General features: G+C 43.3%; 15 protein-coding genes. 7 read left to right on the top strand and 8 right to left on the bottom strand.

Annotation, left to right across the window (positions count from 1 at the left end; all coding sequences use genetic code 11):
- Positions 1 to 37: 37 nt before the first annotated feature.
- Positions 38 to 1,084, bottom strand: coding sequence for a phospholipase A (locus tag ACYUCY_RS00470; RefSeq protein WP_460224468.1), 1,047 nt, complete (start codon positions 1,082 to 1,084; stop codon positions 38 to 40).
- A 198-nt stretch (positions 1,085 to 1,282) separates the two neighbouring features.
- On the opposite strand from ACYUCY_RS00470, the gene argJ reads away from it, so the two are divergent.
- Positions 1,283 to 2,467 carry a bifunctional glutamate N-acetyltransferase/amino-acid acetyltransferase ArgJ gene (gene argJ / locus ACYUCY_RS00465; protein ID WP_460224467.1) on the top strand — a complete coding sequence of 395 codons (1,185 nt, stop codon included), beginning with the start codon at positions 1,283 to 1,285 and terminating at the stop codon, positions 2,465 to 2,467.
- A 96-nt stretch (positions 2,468 to 2,563) separates the two neighbouring features.
- Here argJ and ACYUCY_RS00460 read toward each other — a convergent pair whose 3' ends face one another.
- From ACYUCY_RS00460 to ACYUCY_RS00450, 3 genes are all read right to left on the bottom strand, one after another.
- Positions 2,564 to 2,851 (bottom strand): encapsulin-associated ferritin-like protein, encoded by a 288-nt coding sequence (locus ACYUCY_RS00460; RefSeq protein ID WP_460224466.1) that lies wholly within the window; start codon positions 2,849 to 2,851, stop codon positions 2,564 to 2,566.
- A 62-nt stretch (positions 2,852 to 2,913) separates the two neighbouring features.
- On the bottom strand, positions 2,914 to 3,666 hold the full coding sequence (locus ACYUCY_RS00455; protein ID WP_460224465.1) for a class I SAM-dependent methyltransferase: 753 nt from the start codon (positions 3,664 to 3,666) through the stop codon (positions 2,914 to 2,916).
- Between the two features lie 16 nt (positions 3,667 to 3,682).
- Positions 3,683 to 4,093: a GFA family protein gene (locus tag ACYUCY_RS00450; protein ID WP_460224464.1), complete on the bottom strand. Its 411-nt coding sequence runs from the start codon at positions 4,091 to 4,093 to the stop codon at positions 3,683 to 3,685.
- Between the two features lie 235 nt (positions 4,094 to 4,328).
- Here ACYUCY_RS00450 and ACYUCY_RS00445 point away from each other — a divergent pair, with 235 nt between their 5' ends.
- Positions 4,329 to 4,820 (top strand): GNAT family N-acetyltransferase, encoded by a 492-nt coding sequence (locus tag ACYUCY_RS00445; protein ID WP_460224463.1) that lies wholly within the window; start codon positions 4,329 to 4,331, stop codon positions 4,818 to 4,820.
- Positions 4,821 to 4,879: 59 nt separating this feature from the next.
- On the opposite strand, the gene ACYUCY_RS00440 is transcribed toward ACYUCY_RS00445, so the two are convergent.
- The 4 genes from ACYUCY_RS00440 to tkt all read right to left on the bottom strand — a co-directional run bounded on the left by ACYUCY_RS00440 (position 4,880) and on the right by tkt (position 9,946).
- A complete protein-coding gene (locus ACYUCY_RS00440; RefSeq protein ID WP_460224462.1) occupies positions 4,880 to 5,551 on the bottom strand; it encodes an outer membrane protein in 672 nt (223 codons plus the stop codon).
- Between the two features lie 119 nt (positions 5,552 to 5,670).
- Complete coding sequence (locus ACYUCY_RS00435; protein ID WP_460224461.1) at positions 5,671 to 6,825, bottom strand: phosphoglycerate kinase; 1,155 nt, start codon at positions 6,823 to 6,825, stop codon at positions 5,671 to 5,673.
- 48 nt (positions 6,826 to 6,873) lie between these two features.
- Entirely contained in the window at positions 6,874 to 7,893 is a 1,020-nt protein-coding gene (gene gap / locus ACYUCY_RS00430; RefSeq protein ID WP_460224460.1) for a type I glyceraldehyde-3-phosphate dehydrogenase, read from the bottom strand.
- Positions 7,894 to 7,960: 67 nt separating this feature from the next.
- A complete protein-coding gene (gene tkt / locus ACYUCY_RS00425) occupies positions 7,961 to 9,946 on the bottom strand; it encodes a transketolase (RefSeq protein ID WP_460224459.1) in 1,986 nt (661 codons plus the stop codon).
- 347 nt (positions 9,947 to 10,293) lie between these two features.
- Here tkt and ACYUCY_RS00420 point away from each other — a divergent pair, with 347 nt between their 5' ends.
- From ACYUCY_RS00420 to ACYUCY_RS00400, 5 genes are all read left to right on the top strand, one after another.
- Entirely contained in the window at positions 10,294 to 11,307 is a 1,014-nt protein-coding gene (locus ACYUCY_RS00420) for an ArsR/SmtB family transcription factor (protein ID WP_460224458.1), read from the top strand.
- A 39-nt stretch (positions 11,308 to 11,346) separates the two neighbouring features.
- The gene (gene metK, locus ACYUCY_RS00415) at positions 11,347 to 12,501 is read left to right on the top strand and encodes a methionine adenosyltransferase (RefSeq protein ID WP_460224457.1); all 1,155 of its coding nucleotides are present in this window, start codon (positions 11,347 to 11,349) and stop codon (positions 12,499 to 12,501) included.
- A gap of 30 nt (positions 12,502 to 12,531) precedes the next feature.
- Positions 12,532 to 13,926, top strand: a complete 1,395-nt coding sequence (gene ahcY / locus ACYUCY_RS00410) for an adenosylhomocysteinase (RefSeq protein ID WP_460224456.1) — start codon at positions 12,532 to 12,534, stop codon at positions 13,924 to 13,926.
- A gap of 169 nt (positions 13,927 to 14,095) precedes the next feature.
- Entirely contained in the window at positions 14,096 to 14,824 is a 729-nt protein-coding gene (locus tag ACYUCY_RS00405) for a 16S rRNA (uracil(1498)-N(3))-methyltransferase (RefSeq protein WP_460224455.1), read from the top strand.
- A gap of 150 nt (positions 14,825 to 14,974) precedes the next feature.
- Positions 14,975 to 15,955, top strand: a complete 981-nt coding sequence (locus ACYUCY_RS00400; protein ID WP_460224454.1) for an ABC transporter substrate-binding protein — start codon at positions 14,975 to 14,977, stop codon at positions 15,953 to 15,955.
- The last annotated feature ends 6 nt before the right edge of the window (positions 15,956 to 15,961 follow it).

Genomic DNA, 15,961 nt, shown 5'->3' with positions numbered 1-15,961 from the left:
AGTGCAAGTCCGCCACGCCTAATAGCCGACGCCATCACTAAAACCAGTCGCTGAGTACAACGCCTATACCTATGCGTCGATTGCGATGATTGTAGTCAATCAGTGTTTCACCATAGCCGTCATAATATTGGATGAAACCGCGTAATTTACTGCTAATTGGCATGCTAAAACTAATATCGACAGAGGTGTGATTTTCATCGCGTCTTAAGTTATTAAAGAAAATTCCGGTAAAGCGATATTTATCCCAGCGGTAGCCAACTTGAATATGCCCATAACCCAAATAACGCTCAATATCTGGGTTATCATCATCAGCGCTTTTTTCTTTTAAGCGATACCATAAGCGCAGTCCAACAGCCCAATCCTCATCTGCCCAAGCAGTATCGAACGTCACCCGATTCCAACTTCGAGATAACTCTCCAGCCTGGCCATTACTTTGGTGATTCAAGCCCAAGACAATATGGTTTAAGCGGCCATTAAAGATCGGTTCTTGTAAGGGTATTGCCCACAACAATTCGGGCTGGTAATTGTTTTCACGAAACGGGGAAGATAAATCCGAATTATATGCCTGCCATAAAGACAATTGTGTGAAGCCGAAATAAAGCTGATCGTCACCCAATAAAAAACGTCGCCCAATGGGCACTTTAAAACTGTATTGAAATTTTATTTCATATTGTTGTAATTCCTCACCCGGTGCCTCCATAAGCAATTCACTGTAGGGCTCCTCGTTAACTTCATCCAGGTAAGAAAGCGGCAAAATGTAAGAGCGGCGGTAAGGCAAAATACCAAAGCTATTCTCATATAGCGATTGCTCAGCCATATAGCGATTCTCTAATACCGTCGTTGGCACGCCTTCTTTGGCAGGCTCTATATTATCAACCTCAATTAATTCCTGATTTTCACTGCCGAGGCGTTTTTGGCTTTTGTCGTAACAAGCCAATCGTTGGCCGCCATTTTCAATTTTGGCGCAGTTTTCTAAGTTCGTATTCTCCTCCGCAACGGCACTGAGCGTGACCAAAGTGGCGACTATCAGCGTGGTGGCATAACGTGTTAGACAACAAACAACAAGCGCTAATTTTGTAGCCATAGTCAATTTAATTTTCACAAGAAAGTTGAAATAGGAACAACGATGAAGACGAAACAGGGGTCTCGATTAATCGGCAACGATGGTAAGATGCCAGCCCAGCGAGCGCAAGTCTTCGCCTGCTCGACGTTTTGTAGAAAGTGATTAATGTAGACCTATAAAGAGATAGCGCAATTCGCGCTGGCGTAATTTGAGGACACCATGACACAAGCTTCTTTTGACATCCCACAAGGTTTTTCTTGGTTTGGTAAAAATATCGGCATTAAAGATAACAGCAAAGACTTGGGCGGCATTCTGTCTCATTCACCCTGTGCTGCAGCTGCGGTATTTACCAAAAATACGATGCCTGGCGCTCCGCTTATTGTAGGAAAAGAACACATTGAAAACGGCCAATTGCAAGCGGTGATTGTCAATTCAAAAAATGCCAACGTAGCGACTGAATTGTCTGGGATCGAAGATTCGAGAACAATTTGCAATGTTGTGGGCCAATCCTGCGGAATTGCGGCAGACTTGGTATTCCCAAGCTCGACGGGTGTTATTGGTCGGCGTTTACCCATGGATATTATTCGCGACGGCTGCAAGTCCGTCTCTGCAGAATTTGGGCAAAGCGCTCAACATGTTTGCGATTTTGCAGAAAGCATCATGACTACCGATACGCGGCAGAAAATTGTTAGCGCCAAAGTTGGCAACGTAACTATCCTCGGTATTGCGAAAGGCGCAGGAATGATTGAGCCTAACATGGCAACCATGTTGAGCTACTTTATGACAGATGCGTACGTTTCCGCAGACAAATTAAACGCCATGCTGAAACGCGTGGTGAATAAATCTTTCAACCGTATTTCAGTCGACTCCGATACCTCGACTAGCGACACAGTAGTTATTTTAGCGAATGGTACCGAAGGCTCCGTCAACGAAATCGATTTTGAAAAGGCCTTAGAAAAAATTGCGATACATTTAGCCAAAGAAATTGCGCGCGACGGCGAAGGTGCAACAAAATTAATCGAACTTAAAATTTCCGGCGCCAGCACTGCAGAACAAGCTTTGTTGACGGCAAAAGCTGTTGTTAATTCCCCCCTGGTAAAAACCGCAATTTATGGAGCAGATCCAAACTGGGGCCGCTTTGTTATGGCGATAGGCAAAGTGTTTAGCTACAAAGTAGATATTAAAGAATTAGTAATCTGGTTTGGCGAGGGTGATGATCGACTCAGCATTAACGCAAAAATGTTGGATAACAACACGGTGCCCTTGGATGCGATTGCAAATCTACTAAAAAACGACAAGGTATTTATTGAAATAAAACTAGGTAAAGGGGAATTTAGCGAAACCGTCTGGGGCTGCGATTTAACCGAAGGTTATGTCAAAGTGAATGCGCATTACTCGACATGATCATTTCACCACTCTCGAAAAAGCGACCGTTGATTCGCCTGCAAATCTATGAGGTCGCGTTTTTTCAAGAAAACCGCATGAAAAATATTTTATTTATTACCTGTGGGCGATAGGTTTGTCGCTAAACAAATAGTCTTTCAATTCTTTATCGAATCTCGGGTCTTTGCGACGAATCCATTCTAGCACCATGGCGGCGTGTTCTTTTTCTTCGTCACGGTTATGGGCGAGAATTGCTTTTAATTCATCGTCTTTACAAGCATCCATCCGTTGGTTGTACCAATCGACGGCCTCTAACTCTTCCATTAACGATACTATTGCGCGATGCATGTCTTTGGTTGCATCTGACAATTCGTCTGGGGATTCATGAAAACCTTCGTTTGCCATAATTACTTGCCTTTATTAATGTTTGATTGGATATTAAGATATTACTCGTCGCAGAAACGTGTTCAAAGTTTTTTACCGAGATAAAGAATCAACGGCCAAGAAACCCGCCTTCGTTCATTTTCATTCACTCCCCAAGCCATTTTTAACTCATTCAAAATAAGTTCGATGGGATTTTCCTGTTGCTCTTGCTGGTATCTTTTTACTGCTGACCAAGTATTTAAATAACCTAACAATTCCGAGAAATTCCACTCTGCTGACATGAAAAATTTTGGCGCTTCCAAGCGCGGATAAGGAAAAGTTATTTTACTGAATCCGTCATCAAGTAACTCCCGTCCCTTCGGCCAGTATGGCCCGACGATTTCAGTGTGGAGCTTTTTAACGATCGAATCCAAAGGAGAATCAGTATAAATTAACTGGTACCCCCAGACTGCCAGCACTCCATCTGACTTTAATACCCGATTCACTTCACTAAAGAAAGCATCATGATTAAACCAGTGAACCGCCTGGGCTACGGTTATCAAATCAAGGGAGTTGTCGGGCGCGGCAATACTTTCCGCTGGGCTAGTAGAATATTGAATATTTATCTTTTTTTCTGCCTGCTTAATTTGCTCTTCACTAGCATCACTGGCAGAAACCGTTTGAAAAAAATCAGCTAAGGCTGTACTTGCCTGCCCATTGCCACAACCACAATCCCAAACATGTTGTGTTGTAGGCGCGAGCTCCGCGAGAAATTTAAATAATTCGTCAGGGTATTGAGGGCGATAAGTTTTATAGTCACTTGACGCATCTGAAAAATGATCTTTAAAGTTTTTCATCAACTTCTAGCTTGACTCACTCTTGCTTTCCCTCATCAAATGGGCCGCGTTGGTAATGAGGAATATCCTCATTCAACGTCACCCAAGGTAGCTTGCGAGACACAAAGGCCTCGCCTTTTGGCCAATAAGGCACGGGGTTGTCCAGACTCAATACGGTTATATCTAACCACGCAGATGACTCCTCACTACGCCAAAAAATCTGCGTTCCACATTCGCCACAAAATCCGCGAGTAACCCCTGGTGTACAGGAGATTTCTTTTATTCTTCCTTCTTCTAGGGCTACTTGCTCTAACTTGAACGTCGCCCACGTAACAAACGGAGCGGCATTAAATTTTTGACAATCCATGCAGTGACAATTTCCCACGTAGCTCGGCTCAGCTTCGCACTTAAAGCTCACCTGACCACATCGACAGCCGCCTGTTATCATTCAGCCTCCTGGATTGACTTCAACTTGTTTTAGCCTGTAAAAAATAGGATCTAGAATTTGGAGCCTACTAGATTTTGGAGTCTATAGTAGCGAGATTTTTGCTTCGATTAAACCGCTAGTAGTAAAATCGCAAAAGCCCCGTAAAATTGCATCGCTTGTTAAACTGGCCAGGCTTAACTACTCAGCTGGAATCAATATCTTTTTTGCAAATACCATTAAAAGAAAAATATTCGTTATGAGCATAAAAATTATATCGGCCGATTACCAAAGCCCTCAGCACGCAAAGGACATGGGCTTCCTGCTTAATCAATATGCCTTGGACCCGATGGGGGGAAATGCTGCGCTACCCGGTGAGATTACGGAAAATCTCGCGCACGAACTTGCAAAACGTAGTTACGCATTTACCGTATTAGCATATGTAGAAGACAAACCCGCCGGGATGGTGAATTGCTTTGAAGCGTATTCGACATTCGAGGGAAAACCTTTGGTCAATATCCACGATGTCGTAGTACTTAAGGGATTTAGAGGTCTAAAGCTCAGTATAAAAATGCTTGATGAAGTGGAGAAGATCGCCACAGAACGAGGCTGCTGCAAATTAACTCTCGAGGTATTAAGCGGAAATCATATCGCCAAATCTGCTTATCAAAAATTTGGCTTTGCGAGTTATATACTCGATCCGAAAAAAGGGGAAGCGGTGTTTTGGCAAAAAAAGTTATCAAACAACTAAGAAAAATGCTTAGCTACCAGTAAACCTAAGGGGGAAATAAATGTGCCAGCGGCTGTCACTCAGAAAATATATCGAATTCCAAAAGTGGTAGTATCAACGTCCACATTATCGACGAATAAATTATTACCGAAATCGAAAGTTTGATATTCAAACTCCAAGGCAAGGGAACGCGTAACATTGAATACTATGCCAACACCAAAATGGATTCCGCTTCCACTTTCACTAGCGCGTCCTACACCACCGAAATTATTGTCAGTAAATTTAGCGGTTATATTGCCTTGCGATAACCCGCCTTTGGCGAAGACATTAAACCGATTTCCAAGTCTTAAATTACCTATAACACTCACTTGAACAGACGACAGTTCAAATTCAGCAAAATCGGGAACACTCGGAATCGTCGAAACTATATTTCCCATGGAATCGAAAACAGGTACGGGAAAAAATGATGTTATTTCTGACGTAACATTATCAAATTTGAAATAACTAATTTCCGCCGAAAGGTTATCGTTAAACTTTCGACCAACAGCCAAGCCCGCAACCTTGTCGTTTTCACCTTCATCTTTAAAATCTGAAAAATTGAGAAAGAATTCAAAATCACTGACTTCCTGTTTTCCATAGGAAAGTTCAACGTATATATTGCTATATTGGGCATTTGCTTTTAGCACAAATAATAGATTGAGAGCCAAGGCCGCCAATATTATTGATGTTATCTTTGCTTCCTTTGAAAACATACGAGCTGCCTTTGCTGAGGACTTTGGCTACAACAATTAATTATGTTTCGCACGGTATCATGCTCATCAAGATTTAAACAAGCGAAATAAGCATGTGGGGGCTCAGCAAGCGCGATTTCTTATTTATTTTTTAATATCTCAACCGCCGGCAAAGCTTTACCTTCAACATATTCCAAAAAGGCACCGCCCCCTGTTGATATATAAGAGACCTTGTCTGCAATATCGAATTGATCGACTGCTGCTAATGTATCGCCACCCCCAGCAATCGAAAAACCTTCGCTTTCTGCGATTGCCTTAGAAATTATTCGAGTGCCCTCACTAAACTGAGAAAATTCAAATACTCCGACAGGGCCATTCCAAATAATTGTTTTTGCTTCTTTAATGTATGCAGCGAGAGCATTCGCTGAGCTTGGGCCAATATCTAGAATCATATCGTCCGCCGCGACATCGTCCGCCGATTTTAACGTCGCTTTCGCACCTTCGGAAAATTCTTTAGCAACCACAACATCCGTTGGTAATGGGATGGTTACTTTTTCGAGTAACGCTTTCGCTTTAGGAATTAAATCTTCTTCGCATAAGGATTTACCAACTGACTTTCCCGCCGCCGCCAAAAATGTATTGGCAATGCCACCGCCAACAATGAGCTGGTCGACTTTCTCAGACAAGGTTTCGAGTACCGTTAATTTCGTCGATACTTTGGAGCCCCCTACTATCGCAATCATTGGGCGTGCGGGATTCGCCAAAGCTTTTTCTAGCGCATCAAGCTCACCCGCCAATAACGGTCCTGCACATGCAAGTGGCGCATACTTTGCGACGCCATGGGTTGAAGCTTGAGCGCGATGGGCGGTTCCGAAAGCGTCCATTACAAAAATATCGCAAAGGCCCGCATAGGCTTTTGACAACTCATCGTTATCTTTTTTCTCGCCAATATTAAAGCGGACGTTTTCTAACAATACGACTTCGCCCTCTGCAACATTAAAATTCTCTCGCCAATCTTTTATTAAACGAACATCATCGCCAAGTAATTTACCAAGATGTTCAGCAACCGGTGCGAGGGAATACTCAAGATCATACTCGCCTTCGGTAGGGCGGCCCAAATGAGACATCAGAATAACCTTTGCGCCCGCTTTTCTCGCCAATTCAATAGTGGGTAAAGCCGCTCGAATACGTGCGTCCGAACTGACGACGCCGTCTTTGATCGGCACATTAAGATCTTCACGAATGAGCACTCGTTTATTCGCTAAGGGCTGATCTTGCATCAATTTTATTGACATACTTCCTCGCTGAAAATTCTCACAAACTATGTTGGTAAATTATATTTGTTATCTTTTCGCCATTTCGATGGCTACATCGATCATTCTATTGGAAAAACCCCATTCATTATCAAACCAGGTTAAAACTTTAATTAAACGCTTACCTGCAACCCTTGTTTGACCCGCATCAACTATCCCTGAATGAGGGTCATGATTAAAATCACAAGATGCCAGGAGTTCTTCGCTATAAGATAAAACGCCATTGAAATGCGCTTTAGAACCCTGCTTTAGTGCTTTGTTCACTGCATCCACGTCTACATCACGCTTCACAGTAAGTGATAAATCAATCGCCGAAACATTAATCGTGGGCACTCGCATCGCTTGGGCTTCAAAGCATCCAGACAGCTTCGGCAGTAAACGGTCAATCCCTAAAGCTAAACCGGTATCCACCGGAATAATCGAATGCATTGCCGATCGAGTTTTTCTAAGATCGGTATGATGATAAGCATCTATAACTGGTTGATCATTCATCGCCGAATGAATCGTCGTGAGTACACCGCTTTCAACCTCGAAAGCATCATCCAATAATTTAATTACTGGAACGATACAATTGGTGGAGCAAGACGCGTTAGAAATAATTTTGTCATCGCCACGAAGAGTATGATGATTAAAGCCATAGACGATGGTCGCGTCGACATCTTCAGCGCTATTTGCAGGCTGAGAAAATAACACTTTTTTTGCACCGCTAGAGAGATGTTTTTCCGCCGCCAATCGATCAGAAAAACTACCGCTACATTCCAGCACAATATCAATATCGAGTTGCCGCCAAGGCAAACTTTCAAGCTCTGCTTCATGCAACAAGCGAATTTTATGATCGCCAACGATTAATAAATCTTTATCAAGATGAACTTGCTGGGGAAACTTACCGTGAGTAGAGTCGTACTGACAAAGATAGGCAATCGTCGAACAATCGGCTAATTCGTTTATTGCAACAATTTCAAGCTGATCGGTTTTTTTAGATTCGTAGAGCGCGCGTAAAACGCAACGGCCTATACGACCAAAACCATTGATGGCTATACGCGTCGACATACTCTTTCTCTAAAAATAAATTCTTGAAATAGCAATGTACTACTTCAAAGGCCTAATTAAGATGCCCTTATTGCAAGCTGTTAGCGACGTCGATGATGTTGTCCACGGTAAAACCGAATTTCTCCATCAGCACACCGCCGGGAGCAGACGCGCCAAAACTTCTCATGCCAATAACTTTACCGTCGAGACCAACATATTTATGCCAGTAATCGGCATGTCCGGCTTCAATTGCAATGCGTTTGCGCATACTACTCGGCAACACTGATTCTTTATAATCACCATCTTGTTCTGCAAACAATTCAGCGCAGGGCATTGAGACAACTCGAGCATTCGTTAGCTTTTCAGCTGCAGCCATGGCGATCTCAACTTCTGAGCCCGTCGCAATTAAAATAATTTCGGGTTCGCCACTACTATCTTTCAGGATATATGCGCCTTTGCTGATATTTTGTAATTGATTGCCGTCTCTTTCTTGTGCCGGCAATCCTTGTCGCGAAAAAATTAACGCGCTTGGCGCATTGCGTTCTTCAATCGCAAACTTCCAAGACACTGCCGATTCAACGGTATCGCAAGGCCGCCAAGTATATAAGTTTGGTGTAGAACGCAATGCTGTCAATTGCTCAACGGGCTGATGCGTCGGGCCGTCTTCACCAAGACCAACAGAATCATGGGTATAGACAAAAATATGCGCTTGCTTCATTAACGCCGCCATACGTACTGCGTTACGTGCGTACTCCATAAACACCAAAAAGGTTGCGCTGTAATGAATAAAACCACCGTGTAAAGCAATGCCATTGCCCGCTGCACTCATCGCGAATTCTCGCACACCGTATAAAATATAATTTCCGTTTGCATCTTCTCGAGTAATGGGTTTTGATTTCGACCACTTGGTTAAATTAGATCCGGCCAAATCGGCAGAGCCGCCAATTAATTCCGGCAATAAAGCACCATAAGCTTCGATACAATTTTGTGAGGCTTTGCGTGTGGCTAATTTTTCCATTTTTTCTTGGCATTCTTGAACGTAATGCTCAGAGGCTAAATAAAAATCCTCAGGCAATTGCCCTCGGACGACGCGGCGCTCAAACTCAGCAGCCAATTCCGGCTCAATTTTTTTGTATTCCGCAAATTTTTGCTGCCAAGAACTTTCAAGTTCTGAACCTTTCTCTTCTGCGTTCCATGCTTGGTAAATATCATCAGGGATTTCAAATGCTGGATGAGTCCACCCAAGCGTGTTCCTTACTAGTGCCACTTCTTCTTCACCAAGGGCGGCTCCGTGACAACTTTCTTTTCCTTGCTTATTGGGGGAACCAAAGCCAATAATCGTTTTACAACAAATTAAAGTCGGCTTTGTAGTATCTTGTTTCGCAGCATTAATTGCATTGTTAATCGCTGCACTGTCATGACCATCAACATTGCTTAGCACTTGCCAGCCATAGCTTTCGAAACGTTTCGGTGTGTCATCGGTAAACCAACCTTCTACTTCACCATCAATTGAAATGCCGTTATCGTCGTAAAAAGCGATTAGCTTACCTAAGCCTTGAGTACCCGCAAGCGAAGCCGCTTCGTGTGAGATACCTTCCATCAAGCAGCCATCGCCTAAAAACACATAAGTATGGTGGTCAACGATATCGTGACCTTGGCGATTAAATTGCGCGGCAAGAACCTTTTCCGCTATCGCCATACCCACTGCATTCGCAAAGCCCTGGCCAAGTGGGCCAGTTGTCGTTTCTGCTCCAGGAACGTCTTCGTATTCAGGGTGACCTGGCGTTTTAGATCCCAATTGGCGGAAGTTTTTGATTTCTTCGATCGACAAGTCGTAGCCGCTTAGATGCAGCAACGAGTAAAGCAGCATAGAACCATGACCATTGGAAAGGATAAAACGATCGCGATCTGGCCAGCCGGGGTTACTAGGGTTGTGTTTCAGATGATCATTCCACAACACTTCGGCAATATCAGCCATGCCCATGGGTGCACCTGGATGACCGCTATTCGCGCGCTGAACAGCATCCATACTGAGTACTCGAATGGCATTGGCTAATTGATTACGGCTTGGCATGAATACGAACTCCTAGGGGGGCAAGAACGGCGAATTGGCTGCTTCTGCTTCTTGGTCAGATTGGGCCTCAAAAAAGTGGCGTATTGTCCCCTACGGACGGAGTAGCGTAAAGCTCTGGTAGCGACCATTCCCCTGTTCTTGATCATATTTCCCAAAAATCTCAATTAAGCCCATTAAAGGGTGTCTTTTTCCTGATGGAACAACAGCTTGCAGATAACGCACGCGGTTAATTAGAGGGGATTGAGACAGTCACCGCAATCTATATCAATATTTTTTGATATAGATGAGCTTAGCTGTTAGAATCCTGCGTCTTTGCCCTACTAACCTCCAAAATTCTCAGACCACCCATGTCCAGAGCACAATTAAATCATCAGAATTCGATGGCAGAGCCTTTGGCAGAACTTAGTGCTCGTCTAAAAGCGGCCGCTGATCCATTGCGAATTGAGGTATTACGGGTTTTATCCAGAGGCTCCTACGGCGTATTGGAGCTCTGTCGTATTTTTGATATCAAACAATCAGGTATGAGCCACCATTTAAAAGTCATGGCCAATGCCGGTTTGGTCGCGACGCGGCGCGAAGGCAATTCGATCTATTATCGCCGTGCGCATTTCGCCGCTAACCACCCTCATCACAGTTTACAAAGCGCTCTATATTCTGCAGCAGATCAATTGGATCTCAGTAATGAAGTTCGCAGCCGCCTCGCTGAAATCCAACAAGAAAGAGCGCAAGCATCAAAAGTTTTTTTTGCGGAAAATGCTGATAAATTTCGTGCCCAACAGGATCTCATTGCCAGCTATCCGATTTATGGCGACCATGTTTCAGAAATGCTCGCTAAGATTCATCCCCACAATACTGATTCAGTGTTAGAAGTCGGGCCCGGCGAAGGTGAATTTTTAGAAGTACTCAGTAAGCGTTTTAGAAAAGTTTATGCGCTTGATAACTCCGCTAACATGCTAAATAAGGCTAAGGTCTTCGCGGAATCGCAACAACTCAATAATATTTCTTTTATTCTCGGCGACACACAATCCGTCGCGAACACCAATCTCAAAACTACCCAAGCCTCAGCGATAAAAGTTGATTGCGTGGTAATGAATATGGTGCTTCATCACACGCCCTCACCTGGTGATATTTTTCAAGACCTAAGCTCAATCTTAAAAACAAACGGTAACATTATTGTTACCGACCTATGTCGCCATGATCAGCAATGGGCATCAGACGCTTGTGGTGATCTATGGTTAGGTTTTGAACCGCCAGAGTTTTCAAATTGGGCTAAGGCCGCTGGGCTTGAAGAAGGGCAAAGTAATTTTTTCGCACTACGTAATGGTTTTCAAATTCAATTTCGACATTTTTTTAAATCTTAAATTACTTATTATCATTTTTTAAACGGAGAACAATTCAACATGGCAAATTATTCTGTTTTTACATCTGAATCAGTTTCAGAAGGTCATCCTGATAAAATGGCTGATCAGATTTCTGATGCGATTGTTGACGCAATATTAAAAGACGATCCCGAATCTCGCGTCGCGGTAGAAACCATGGTTAAAACCGGTATGGCAATTGTTGCCGGTGAAGTTAGAACCTCTACTTACGTCGACCTAGAGGATTTAATTCGCGAAGTCATTTTAGACATCGGCTACGATTCTAGTGATGTTGGATTTGACGGCGCTTCTTGTGCGGTCCTCAATGCTATTGGTAAACAATCTTCCGACATTGCCATGGGCGTTGATGAAGGAGAAAAGAAAGAGCAAGGAGCCGGCGACCAGGGTTTGATGTTTGGCTACGCTACAAATGAAACAGACGTTTTAATGCCAGCGCCTATTTACTATTCTCATCGCTTAGTTGAGCGCCAAGCGAAATTACGCAAAGAAAAAGTGTTGCCTTGGTTGCGACCGGACGCGAAAAGCCAAGTGACTTTGCGCTATGAAAATGGCAAGCCTGTTGCCATTGATGCCGTTGTACTGTCTACACAACATAATCCTGAAGTTAGCCAAGCGAATATTCGCGAAGCCGTTATGGAAGAAATCGTAAAAAATGTGCTTCCCGCAGAATGGCTGCATAAAGACACTCTCTATCATATCAACCCAACTGGCCAATTTATTATCGGCGGTCCCGTTGGCGACTGTGGTTTAACAGGCCGTAAAATTATTGTTGATACTTACGGCGGCATGGCACGTCATGGTGGGGGAGCCTTCTCTGGAAAAGATCCTTCAAAAGTAGATAGATCAGCAGCGTATGCTACGCGTTATGTGGCAAAAAATATTGTTGCGGCTGGCCTAGCCGACCGCTGTGAAATTCAAGTCTCTTATGCTATTGGCGTCGCCGAACCGACTTCAATTTCAATTGAGACTTTCGGCACTGGCAAAATTAGCGATGAGAAAATTAGCCAGTTAGTTCGTGAACATTTTGATTTACGACCTTACGGCCTTATTGAAATGTTGCAATTAAAACGACCCATCTACCGAGATACTGCGGCCTATGGTCATTTTGGACGTGAAGAAGAAAACTTCACTTGGGAAAAAACCGACAAAGCTGAACTTTTGAAAAGTGCGCTTTAACAACTATTCGACTTTTATTAAGGAATTAACATGACTGCTAACGCAAAAAATCTTGAAAACTTTAGCGACTACAAAGTTGCTGACATTTCCCTAGCTGACTGGGGAAGAAAGGAAATTGAAATTGCCGAAGGTGAGATGCCCGCACTAATGGCGCTGCGGGAGCGCTATAAAAAGGAACAGCCTTTAAAGGACGCCAAAATCCTTGGTTGTATTCACATGACGATACAAACTGCCGTTTTAATCGAGACCTTGGTTGAACTTGGCGCTGAAGTTCGCTGGTCGTCTTGCAATATTTTCTCAACACAAGACCACGCAGCTGCTGCAATCGCCGCCGTTGGCATTCCCGTTTTCGCATGGAAAGGCGAAACCGAAGAAGAATTCTGGTGGTGTATCGAGCAAACCATTTTAAAAGACGGCAAACCTTGGGACGCCAATATGATTCTTGATGACGGTGGCGACTTAACCCAAATTGCTCACGAAAAATACCCACAGATTCTCGATCATATTCATGGAATTTCTGAAGAAACCACCACCGGCGTTCACCGTTTAGTCGACATGCTAGAAAAAGGTGAATTAAAAGTTCCTGCGATCAACGTCAACGATGCGGTAACTAAATCTAAAAATGACAATAAATACGGTTGTCGTCATAGCTTAAATGATGCGATTAAACGTGGTGTCGATCACTTAATGGCGGGTAAAAAAGCGCTTGTGATTGGTTATGGTGATGTTGGAAAAGGCTCCGCTGCTTCACTGCGCCAGGAAGGCATGATCGTAAAAGTCACTGAAATTGACCCCATCTGTGCAATGCAAGCATGTATGGACGGCTTTGAAGTAGTTTCTCCGTATAAAAACGGAAACAACACCGGCAAGGTTGAAGACATTGATCTAGAAGTGCTCGGAAAAACAGATATCGTTGTTACCACAACCGGTAACGTCGACGTATGTGATGCGGCGATGTTGCAAACCCTGAAAAATGGTTGTGTTGTCTGTAACATCGGTCACTTCGATAGCGAAATTGATACAGCTTACATGCGCAAAAACTGGGAGTGGGAAGAAATTAAACCACAAGTTCACAAAATTCATCGTAACAAAGCGACTAAAGATCATTTGATTTTGCTTTCAGAAGGTCGTTTGGTGAATTTAGGTAATGCAACGGGTCACCCTTCACGAATCATGGACGGTTCTTTTGCGAACCAAGTGCTTGCACAAATTTATTTGTACGAAGATAGGTTCGCAGAACTTCCTACAGATCAGCGCTTTAATAATCTGTACGTTAAAATACTGCCCAAGAAGCTCGATGAAGAAGTCGCACGTTACATGGTTGAAGGTTTTGGCGGTGTAATTACAACAATGACTGACCAACAAAGTAAGTATATTAACTTACCTGTTGCCGGACCTTATAAACCAGAGAGCTACAAATACTAGCTGGCTGATTTCAGCCTGTTTAGATAAAAATTCTTATTCTAAACACCAAAAAACGGGGATGAATGATTAACATTGTTCATCCCCGTGCTTTTTTTGGCTTCACAAAATATACTGCAAAATAATAATTAACTTAAATCAAATCTAAGCGGCTACTGGCGAAGCGATTCCTATGCGTATCCCAAGAATTTTCAGTGATCAATTACTTGAACTTGAATCCGAAAGCGAGCTTGATACCTCAGCGTCTCACTATGTCGCTACGGTGTTAAGAATGGACGCCGGTCGCGAGCTGGTAATCTTCAACGGTCAGGGTGGAGAGTACTCTGGTCGACTAACGAAAGTATCGAAAAAATCAGTGCATTTTGTCCTCGATAAATTCATTCCCGAAAATAAACAATCGCCATTGATCAGTGAACTCGCGATAAGTGTCTCTCGCGGCGAACGCATGGATTGGCTTATTCAAAAAGCCACAGAACTAGGTGTCACTAAAATAACCCCGATTATTAGCGAGAGAACGGAAGTTAAATTATCTGGTGAGCGCGGCGACAAAAAACTAAATCACTGGCGACAAGTCATCATAAGTGCCTGTGAGCAATGCCAGAGAAATATTTTGCCAACGCTCAACCCCATAATCTCCCTAAGTGATTACCTTGGTAGCACTCAACACGATTTGAAACTCATCTTACACACCAATAACAGTGCTCTTAATTTCAATAACATCGAAAAACCGCGCGATGTCACTTTCTTGGTCGGACCCGAAGGAGGATTTAGTGATACCGAGTTTGCAATCTGTCAGCAAAAAAGTTTTCTCGCCTGGCAGTTAGGGCCAAGGATCCTGCGCACAGAGACTGCACCGATTGCGGCTTTAAGCCTGCTGCAGCATCGCTGGGGCGATATATAGAATTTTTCAGTATAAAACCACTCTCCCTTCCTACTTCTATGCCTTTACCCGTTCGATAATTTCAACTCTTTAGCCTGATCTTTTGACCCTTAATCCTAAGCAGCTATGCTTAAGTTAGGTGGGTTTATCGGGATTTCTGGGAGAAAATTTTTGAAAAATGTAGGTATCGCACTGTGCGTAATTTTGAGGAAGAAAATCATTTTATTGATAGCGTTAACGCTATGTAGTGCTTGTACTAAAAATCCAGAACCGCCTCTCACCATTGCTATTAACCCTTGGCCTGGTTATGAGTTTTTGTACTTGGCCGAACATCAAGGCTTCTTTGAACAAGTAGGCGCGAATATCAAACTAGTGCAACTAGCATCTCTAGCAGATACGCAAGCGGCATACATAGGCGGCAGAACTGATGGCCTGGCTGGAACGCTGATAGAATCTGTGCAAGCTGAGCTACTCGGCGGCGAGCCTTTAAATGTTATTTTAATTCCCGATTATTCCAACGGTGGTGATGTGGTAATCGCCGGCAAAGAAACTAATACAGTAAGTGACTTAAAAGGATTAAGGGTTGGTTGCGAAGTTTCAAGTCTCGGTATCTATTTTCTACAGCGGACCTTAGCTTCAGAAGGGCTTTCTATATCTGACGTTGTGGTAATAAATGTTACTCAAGCTGATGGGGAACAAGCTCTTCTCGAAGGAAAAATTGATGCCTTCGTCTCCTATCCACCTGTTTCTATCAATCTATTAAAACACGATCAATTTCACTCAATATTTTCTAGCGCTGATATCCCTTATGAAATAATCGATACGATTAGCTTATCCGTCCAAAGCATTGAAGAAAACCCAGGAATCGTTGAGAAAATTCACGATGCATGGCAATTATCTTTAGATTTTTATCGCGATGATCCAAAAACGGCGATTCAAATAATGGCGGAGAGAGAAGGAGTTTCTACCAGTGATTTTGAAGACGTGCTCGCCGACTTGATAATTCTCGACAAAGCGCAACAGAGAGAATTATTTAGCGAGCCCGAAGATATTCAAAGTTCATTAAAAAATGTTTGCCAAGTACTCGTGAATATTGGGTCGCTAACCACACAATGCGAAGACCTACCCAATATCGTATATAGCAATGAATAGATTTTC

Source organism: Aurantivibrio infirmus (assembly GCF_054767315.1).
Note: the sequence above shows the minus strand (reverse complement) of the source record. Positions and strands in the feature narration are given on the sequence as shown.

Coding starts and splice junctions, on each gene's coding strand:
- ACYUCY_RS00470 (WP_460224468.1), bottom strand. CDS start 1,084: ATGGCTACAAAATTAGCGCTTGTTGTTTGTTGTCTAACACGTTATGCC.
- argJ (WP_460224467.1), top strand. CDS start 1,283: ATGACACAAGCTTCTTTTGACATCCCACAAGGTTTTTCTTGGTTTGGT.
- ACYUCY_RS00460 (WP_460224466.1), bottom strand. CDS start 2,851: ATGGCAAACGAAGGTTTTCATGAATCCCCAGACGAATTGTCAGATGCA.
- ACYUCY_RS00455 (WP_460224465.1), bottom strand. CDS start 3,666: ATGAAAAACTTTAAAGATCATTTTTCAGATGCGTCAAGTGACTATAAA.
- ACYUCY_RS00450 (WP_460224464.1), bottom strand. CDS start 4,093: ATGATAACAGGCGGCTGTCGATGTGGTCAGGTGAGCTTTAAGTGCGAA.
- ACYUCY_RS00445 (WP_460224463.1), top strand. CDS start 4,329: ATGAGCATAAAAATTATATCGGCCGATTACCAAAGCCCTCAGCACGCA.
- ACYUCY_RS00440 (WP_460224462.1), bottom strand. CDS start 5,551: ATGTTTTCAAAGGAAGCAAAGATAACATCAATAATATTGGCGGCCTTG.
- ACYUCY_RS00435 (WP_460224461.1), bottom strand. CDS start 6,825: ATGTCAATAAAATTGATGCAAGATCAGCCCTTAGCGAATAAACGAGTG.
- gap (WP_460224460.1), bottom strand. CDS start 7,893: ATGTCGACGCGTATAGCCATCAATGGTTTTGGTCGTATAGGCCGTTGC.
- tkt (WP_460224459.1), bottom strand. CDS start 9,946: ATGCCAAGCCGTAATCAATTAGCCAATGCCATTCGAGTACTCAGTATG.
- ACYUCY_RS00420 (WP_460224458.1), top strand. CDS start 10,294: ATGTCCAGAGCACAATTAAATCATCAGAATTCGATGGCAGAGCCTTTG.
- metK (WP_460224457.1), top strand. CDS start 11,347: ATGGCAAATTATTCTGTTTTTACATCTGAATCAGTTTCAGAAGGTCAT.
- ahcY (WP_460224456.1), top strand. CDS start 12,532: ATGACTGCTAACGCAAAAAATCTTGAAAACTTTAGCGACTACAAAGTT.
- ACYUCY_RS00405 (WP_460224455.1), top strand. CDS start 14,096: ATGCGTATCCCAAGAATTTTCAGTGATCAATTACTTGAACTTGAATCC.